Source organism: Algoriphagus boritolerans DSM 17298 = JCM 18970, from assembly GCF_900108085.1.
Taxonomy (GTDB): domain Bacteria; phylum Bacteroidota; class Bacteroidia; order Cytophagales; family Cyclobacteriaceae; genus Algoriphagus; species Algoriphagus boritolerans.
The window spans coordinates 88,534-96,767 of record NZ_FNVR01000016.1 but is presented as its reverse complement, the minus strand read 5'-3'; the positions used below and the strand labels follow the sequence as shown (position 1 = coordinate 96,767).

The window sequence follows — 8,234 nt, the reverse complement described above, 5'->3', positions numbered from 1 at the left end:
ATCTGACAAGGTATAGATGGTTTTAAGCAACAGGTACTTAAACATCCGAACAGGGCTTTGAGCCATACGTCCGTTATTAGTACAGTATTTATTAACCAGCTCTTGGTAAACAAAACTAAAATCTATGATGTCATTAATCTTTCGAAGAAGATTGTCCTTTGGCACTATCAAATCATAAATGGAGCCATACTCACTGAACTTAATCTTTTGTTGATGTAACAGCATGAAATTGAGTATTTTATACACAAAAAGATACAAAAAAAGGTGTAGAAAAGTAATTTTCTTACACCTTTTTTTACTAACAATTAACCATTAAAGGACTTTTTCAGTGGCCTCCAAATCGGCAGGGCTTTTTCCTAACTGAAAGAACGAACAATTTTTATGCAGCATCAACGATGTTCAACACGTTGTATGAGCCATTTTTAAGCGAATACTGAATACCATTCACTTCCTGAAAGAACTCAATCAGCAACAGGTAAAACTTAGTGCCAGTACCAGCAGGAACACCGGCAGGAGTAAGTGTTACAGGAGTGTTGGTTCCGTCAATCGGCAAGTTGGTTACAGGGCTGTACTCAATTGCACTGATTTCATTTGTGAAGTCAACATTTGCAAAAGCACCTTTCATGCTGATATGTGTAGCCCCTGAAGGATACGAAATATCATTAATCGGTACAAAGGCAGGAATGTTGATTACCCCGGTAAGAGGCACAACAGTAAAGGGTGCAAACATCACACCACTCAAAAGAGCTTTGTCGTTGAAATCAAAATCTTTCAACAACGCCAATGCAGCAGGATCAGCAATACCATCGGCAACGGTGCGTTCACCACGAGGAGAAGCCACATCGTAATTTTTGATTTGCGTCATGATTTGCGTTAAACGACTGGTAACACGATTGTCAGCAGCGTTCATCATCAAATTACGAACTGCATTGCGGAGAACTTTTCCGGCAGTTGCAGAGCTTCCAAATTCAGAACCGTTTTCACGGGTACGCTGAAAGTTTGGATCATTTGCAATACGGTCAGCAGAAACACCACCTTTGGTTTTCACCAGGTGGCCATCTTGTGTTTTGTAGAATGTTAACTCATCCAGAGTTCCTTCAATTTTTAGAATACCTTTTAATTTTGCCATTGCTTAAAATTTTTATGAGTTAGTAAAACCGTTTCTTTTTTAGCTGTTTTATCAGCATTTGAAAACAAAAATAGAAGCAGTATTTAGGCTATGCAAAAGTTGAAAGTCATCCGTTCCGTTTCTTCCGCATTATTCCAACAAACACACTTTCACCGCCTATGAAAATGATTTATATTTGCAGTATCACTTTCATATTTGAAGTATATCATCGGTATGGATAGTGTATTAAGAAGTATAATTGAAATAATGAATAGACTGTGCATTTATCCGAAGGACATTCAGGTAATCACAGGCAGAAGCGACAGGTATGGAAGAAACCTCATCAAGAAGATTAAAGATCACTTTAAAAAGCAGCAGCACCAGGTTGTTACTGTTGATGAGTTTTGCCAGTACATGGGCTTGCAACCGGAAACAGTTGCAAAGCAACTTAGGTAAGTAGAAATCTTATCTTTGCTTTTGTCTATGATAAGGCACAGCACACCCTACCATCAACAAAGATTTTTCTTTTCTTTGTGTAGCGTTTTCCCTTGCTTAATCAGTTGTTGTTGGCTATTTGTTGCCCAATCTTCGGAAAGCCCTGATATATAAGGGTTCACTATTTTTTGTATCGGGAAGTAAAGGTATTTGGGAAAAACCCTTCCACCTGATCTAACATTTTTTGCTTAGCTTAATTATTAAGCCTTTTTTACAACTTTTAGCTACATTAATGGAGTTTTCCAGGCAAGTCAGACAAGTCAGATTTATGTTTGAATTTGATTCATTAAAAAACGAGTCCAATAAAATCAAACATGGAATTCATTTTGAAGAATCAAAAATATTATGGAACGATCCGAATAGGATCGTGATTGAACCACGTACAGTAGATGAAATCGAGCATGAAGTAACCGAGACACACTGGGGATAACAATCAAGCAAGCGAGATTCCATGTGACCTATGAAAATCAATTATAGACACATTAAAAGCGATTTATGATGATTGCCGAACTTAATGAAACTATTTGGTCAACCATTTATACACTACGCCTAGATTAAAAAAGAATTATTTCGGTAGGAAGATCCAGAGAAAATGAAAAAGAAATCTATCACAGCGGCTGAATTTGACGAAAAATTTGACGGCAATGAAAATCTCAATGAATTTCTTGATTTGGAAAATAGTACTAGACCTGGCCAAAAATCAAGAAGAGTGAGTGTTGACTTTCCGGAATGGATGGTTCAGGAATTGGACAAAGTAGCTAGAAATCTAGGGATAACTAGGCAAAGCGTGATTAAGGTTTTCATTTCTGACAAGCTCAAAAAGACGGTTTGACATTATTTAAGGAGTATGAATTATTTATACATTTTTTCAAAACCTTGGAATAAGAGCTAGACTCTGATAAAACGACAAAAGTTGTCTTAATTTTTTCCAACTCTTTATCCTATACTTCACTTTTTAGTCAAAAAAAATGCATCTTGTGTACAGATTTTTTTCCAAGCAAGTTGATTTCCTAATGACCGATAAGTTTCTCAAACCCAAACAGGCCCTAAATCCAGCATTCCGAAAAGTAAAGCCCAATCGGACAGCTATTGAGAGCTTTAAATCGAATCTCATCCAACTTATCGACCGAATCAATGAATCTGAAAATGCATATGAGGAATTTCACAAGAATCTCGTCATTGACTTTTTAAAAAAAACCTATTACGACCCCTCCCACTTTGTTAACATCAAAGACAAAAATGATTTGGTCATCCACGTTGGAGAAAGTGCCAAGTCAAGCGTGGGGGTCATCATAGAAGCCAAAAAGCCAACCAATAAGGCGGACATGATCAGCAAGTCCAACCTCAACTACAAGGCTTTTCAGGAGTTGGTGTTGTATTATCTACGTGAACGCATTACCAATAATAACCTGGAAATAAAACATCTGGTCGTTACAAATATTCACGAGTGGTTTATTTTCGACGCACTCGCCTTTGATCGGTATTTTGCCCAAGACAAGGTATTGGTTAAGAAATTCGAGGACTTTGAAGCTGGGAGGTTGTCAGAGTTTAAGACGGATTTTTTCTACAAAAACATCGCTGAACCCGCCATTGAAAAGGTAAAGGATCAGATTCCTTTCACTTACTTTGATTTCCGGGACTATGAAAAGCCACTGCGCAATGCGGACAAAAACGATGATATCAAGTTAATTGCCCTTTTCAAACTCCTTTCACCCGAGCATTTGCTAAAGCTGCCTTTTGCGAACGACAGCAACAGCTTGGACAGACGATTTTACAGCGAACTGCTGCATATCATTGGACTAAGCGAAACCAACGATGGCGGAAAAAAGATAATTGGGAGAAGTAAGGTTGGGGAGCGGAATGTGGGTTCCATTTTGGAAAGCACGATTACCGAGCTGGACAGCCTGGACAAAATCAGCCGATTGGGAAAACCCAGTCAATTTGGTGCCACCCATGAAGAACGGCTTTTCAATGTAGGCTTGGAGCTCAGCATCACTTGGATCAATAGAATCCTGTTTCTCAAGCTATTGGAAGCCCAGCTGATCAATTATCATCAAGGTGACCGCTCCTATTCATTTCTGAATCGGGAGAAAATTAGAAATTACGACGACCTCAATAGCCTATTTTTTAAAGTCTTAGCCAGAAAGTATCAAGACAGATCTGAGGAGATAAACCAGATTTTTGGAAATGTTCCTTACCTAAATAGCTCGTTGTTTGAGCCAACGGATATGGAACACGATACCCTGTTCATCTCCAATCTCCGAGATGAAAAGTCCATCCTGATTATCGGAAGCACGGTTTTGAAAAACGATCAGGGGAAAAAGCGGACCGGAAGTCTCCCCGCTTTGGAATACCTCCTGGAGTTTCTCAATGCCTACGATTTCAGTTCGGAGGGCTCGGAGGACATTCAAGAGGATAACAAGACCCTGATCAACGCTTCCGTGCTGGGTCTCATCTTTGAGAAAATCAATGGCTACAAAGATGGGTCTGTGTTCACGCCCGGATTTATCACCATGTATATGTCTGCAAAGACGATTCGGAAAACAATCGTCCAAAAATTCAATCAGGCCAAAGGGTGGAACTGCCAAACCTTTGAAGAACTAAAGGAGGATATACAGGAGGAAATCAGGTCTGGAAACAGAAAAGAAGTCAGAAGAATAGCCAATGAGATCATCAATAGCCTGAAAATCGTGGATCCCGCGGTTGGGTCTGGTCATTTTCTGGTTTCGGTTTTAAATGAATTGATTGCCATCAAAAGTGAGTTAAAAATCTTGGTGGATTCCAATTTTGACCCGATCAGCAGTCATGTGGTCGAAGTGGTCAATGATGAATTGATCATTGCTGACTTAGAGGGTAATCTGTTTGAATACAAGTATTTAAGTAAAGAAAGCCAACGAATCCAGGAAACACTTTTCCACGAAAAGCAGACGATCATCGAAAACTGTCTTTTCGGGGTGGATATCAATCCCAACTCAGTCAAAATCTGTCGATTGAGGCTTTGGATTGAGCTTTTGAAAAATGCGTATTATAAAACACCAACCCTCCAAGGGTTCGAAACCCTTGGAGGGTTTCAAGGTCGCGAGCTGGAAACCTTGCCCAATATCGACATCAATATCAAAGTCGGCAATTCACTGGTTTCAAGATTTGAATTGGATTCAGATCTTAAATCCGCTTTAAAAGGGGCTTGGAAAATCGAAGACTACAAAACGGCAGTCTCCACCTACCGCAATGCAAAAAGCAAGGACGAAAAAAAGGCTATGGATGCGCTAATTGGCCAAATCAAATCAAACTTTCGAACTACAATAGCTAAAACCAGCAAAGAGCAACAAGCACTTGATAGACTTGGATATGAGCTTTTTAAACTAACTGGAAAGGGGCGTGACGGATATGGAATGATGCTTTTTGAGGAAGGTGAACTTAAAAATTCTGATAAAAAACTTGAAAAAAAGAGAGTTGAGAAAGTCAAAAAGTTAGAGTCAGAAATAGAAAAGTTCACCAAAATCATCAAGGAAATAAAAGACAGTAAGATCTATGAAAATGCCTTCGAATGGCGCTTTGAGTTTCCAGAAGTGCTCAATGACGAAGGTGATTTTGTGGGTTTTGATGTGGTGATTGGTAATCCTCCCTACATCCGACAGGAGGAATTTTCCGATCTCAAACCCTATCTACAGTCCAGATTTAAAACTTTCGCTGGCACGGCCGATCTCTACGTCTATTTTGTCGAGCTGAGCATGAACCTGCTACGGGATTCCGGAGACTTCGTTTTTATCATTCCCAATAAATGGATGCGGGCAGGATATGGCAAATCGCTCAGGAATTATGTCAAAACCTTTCAAATCAATGAATTATTGGATTTTGGGGATTTACCCGTATTTGAGGAAGCCACGACTTACCCCTTGATTATTTCCCTGTCCAAATCCCATGCAGGCGAAAAATTCAGGGCGGTAAACCTGGATACCCTGGATTTCCCGGCTGGTATGGATACCTATTTAAAGGAAAATCAACTGGAAGTTTCCCCGGCTGGCCTTTCGGATAGTGGCTGGACACTAACCGACAGTCGATCCCAGGCACTCCTACTCAAACTCAAATCCCAAGGCGTTCCTTTATCAGAATATGTCGACGGAAAAATCTTCTACGGAATCAAAACAGGCTATAATGAAGCCTTTGTCATCGATCTAGAAACCAAAGAGCGCTTGATTGCCGAAGACCCACGAAGTGCAGAAGTGATCAAGCCCTTTTTGGCAGGAAGGGATATCAAGCGGTATCAATCCCCCAATCCTGAAAAGTTTTTAATCCTTTTTCCAAAAGGCTTCACAATCAAAAGTAATTTACCCGATGGTGACCCAAATAAAATAAGTCATGTAAATGAGCCTCCTAGATACGGATACATGGACTACGATCCAGCATTGGAATGGCTAAAAAGTAATTTTCCCGCTATTGCGAAACATTTAAAACCCTTTGAAAAAGCAGCAAGAAAAAGAACAGATCAAGGAGATTTTTGGTGGGAATTACGGGCATGTGATTATTATGGGGAATTTGAGAAGAACAAAATTATAATTCCCGCTATAGTCAAAAGTGCTTCATACGCTTATGATACCAAAAATCAATTCAGTAACGACAAAACGACTATTATTCCAACTACTGACCTTTTTCTTTTAGGAATTTTGAACTCTAAGACGATTGACTTCTACTTAAAGGCAATAGCATCAACAAAGCAGAATGGATACTTTGAATACAAGCCTGTGTATATCGCCCAACTTCCAATCCTAAACCCTGAACCAAAAATCAAAGACCAAATCGAAGAATTGGTGATAGAAATACTTGAAACCAAAAAGCAAGATCCAACCTCAGACACCTCGACTCTCGAAGCCGAAATCGACCAATTGGTTTATGATCTGTATGGATTGAGTGAGGAGGAGATTGGGATAGTGGAAGGGAGTGAGAAATGAAAGAAAAAAGTAAGGTTAAAAAACAACATTATGTACCTCGTCTTTATCTGAAAAATTTTTCAATTAATGAAAGAATATTTTCATTTGATAAAACCCAAAATAAGACTATAGCCACCAATATTAAAGATATTGCTACAAAAAATTACTTTTATGATGATCAAAAATTAGATAAGGTGACAGGTGAACAAACTTATGAAAAAGCCCTATCTGAAATGGAAGGTATTTTTGATAGGTATCTTAAAATATTTATTCAGAATTTGAATAGTGGTTACTCAGGCCTATCTAATATAGATTTAAAAAGTACAATTTCAGAGTTTATTGTAATTCAATTATTCAGAACACCATCTTCCAATAAGAGTTTTGAATATTTAACTGAAATTTTAAATAAAGAGATTCATAATTGGGTCGGCAAAGATTCTAAAATTAAATCACTTATACCAAACATAGACTTTTTAGAGATTTTTGGAGAAAGTTTGCAAAATCTTAATGCAAGAGCTACTTTAATTTTTGAAAAAATTTGGGTGATATGGCATAACGAAACAAAGCTGAAATTTATAACCTCGGACAATCCAGTTGTGGGTTTCACAGAACCATTAAAAAAGGGTTATGAGATTTATTTCCCAATAAACCCCGAATATTCCATCAGTTTATATGATAAGACTAAATATTCAGATTTTAAAGAATTAGATGGAAATATTATTAAGGTTGGTGAAGAAAGCGTTTTGTATTATAACGATCTAATTTTCAAAAGTGCTGAAAGAAATTTTTACTCAATTAATAATGATTTTGAATATTTAATAAAATCTTAATGAAAACCAACGAACTCCAGAGAGAGAAATTACCTGTGGAGGAGAGAAATTACAACTATTCTATAAGTAAATAAAAAAATGCCCCGCATGCTCCCCATCTCCTTAATCATCCTCGGCGGAATTTTATTGGTTTCCGGAATTGTGCTTTTGATTAAATCCAAGTCAAATCAAAATGAATCGTTGACTCAAGCCATTGCAGCGGTAAAAGCTGATGGAGTATTGACCCCAAAAGAAGAAAAGCTAATTCGGGAAATTGCTATCAGTGAAGGAAAAGATGCCGAATTGGCCATCCTTCAGATCAAAAGTGAACTGGAAGAATCGGAAGAAGACTCAGAGACGGAACTGATCGATGTAAACCAAAAAGCCGGCTTGGATTTCGAGAAGTTTGTGGTCCAGAAGTTTGATAAGAAATTTTTCAAAATTCGGAATTGGGCAGGTGACAAGTTTGTAGATGGCCGATATGCAGACACCACCACACAGCCGGATATTCAGTTATCCCTGACTCTTCGAGGTCAGTCCTACCCTTTTGCTGTGGAATGCAAGTGGAGATCTGAACCCAAAGGTGACTATATCCGCTTCGCCAATGATGGACAATTGGAGCGATACAAGGCCTTCACTGAAAAAGAGAATCATCCTGTATTCATTGTTTTGGGAATTGGTGGTAAAGCTTCAGATCCCGCAGCATTGTACATTTTGCCAATTCAGGAACTCTCCCAACCCTACATTCATAAAGATCGAATAGGTAAATACAGCAAGAAAATCGATGCGGATTTCTTTTTTGATCAAGGGTCAGGACGATTGAGATAGGCAAAAGAGGAAATGAACAACCAGATTGAGATATACCCAATGGTATGTCGGGAATTCCGACATACC

At 38.5% G+C, this 8,234-nt stretch carries 6 protein-coding genes and 1 pseudogene; 4 read left to right on the top strand and 3 right to left on the bottom strand.

Going from position 1 to position 8,234, the window contains the following annotated elements:
- From C4S61_RS14090 to C4S61_RS21880, 3 genes and pseudogenes are all read right to left on the bottom strand, one after another.
- A pseudogene (locus tag C4S61_RS14090) lies at positions 1 to 225 on the bottom strand (IS5/IS1182 family transposase); the annotation flags it as partial.
- 154 nt (positions 226 to 379) lie between these two features.
- Positions 380 to 1,129, bottom strand: coding sequence for a hypothetical protein (locus tag C4S61_RS14085; RefSeq protein ID WP_103925448.1), 750 nt, complete (start codon positions 1,127 to 1,129; stop codon positions 380 to 382).
- A 225-nt stretch (positions 1,130 to 1,354) separates the two neighbouring features.
- On the bottom strand, positions 1,355 to 1,534 hold the full coding sequence (locus C4S61_RS21880; protein ID WP_160111256.1) for a hypothetical protein: 180 nt from the start codon (positions 1,532 to 1,534) through the stop codon (positions 1,355 to 1,357).
- A gap of 661 nt (positions 1,535 to 2,195) precedes the next feature.
- Between C4S61_RS21880 and brnA the strand changes: the two genes are divergently transcribed.
- The 4 genes from brnA to C4S61_RS14055 all read left to right on the top strand — a co-directional run bounded on the left by brnA (position 2,196) and on the right by C4S61_RS14055 (position 8,168).
- Positions 2,196 to 2,435, top strand: coding sequence for a type II toxin-antitoxin system BrnA family antitoxin (brnA, locus tag C4S61_RS14070; RefSeq protein WP_200820587.1), 240 nt, complete (start codon positions 2,196 to 2,198; stop codon positions 2,433 to 2,435).
- Positions 2,436 to 2,616: 181 nt separating this feature from the next.
- Positions 2,617 to 6,552 (top strand): class I SAM-dependent DNA methyltransferase, encoded by a 3,936-nt coding sequence (locus C4S61_RS14065; protein ID WP_103925453.1) that lies wholly within the window; start codon positions 2,617 to 2,619, stop codon positions 6,550 to 6,552.
- Positions 6,549 to 7,361, top strand: coding sequence for a DUF4238 domain-containing protein (locus tag C4S61_RS14060; protein WP_103925447.1), 813 nt, complete (start codon positions 6,549 to 6,551; stop codon positions 7,359 to 7,361). Before C4S61_RS14065 ends, C4S61_RS14060 begins: the two co-directional genes overlap by 4 nt.
- Positions 7,362 to 7,448: 87 nt before the next feature.
- Positions 7,449 to 8,168 carry a hypothetical protein gene (locus C4S61_RS14055; RefSeq protein WP_103925446.1) on the top strand — a complete coding sequence of 240 codons (720 nt, stop codon included), beginning with the start codon at positions 7,449 to 7,451 and terminating at the stop codon, positions 8,166 to 8,168.
- Positions 8,169 to 8,234 lie beyond the last annotated feature (66 nt).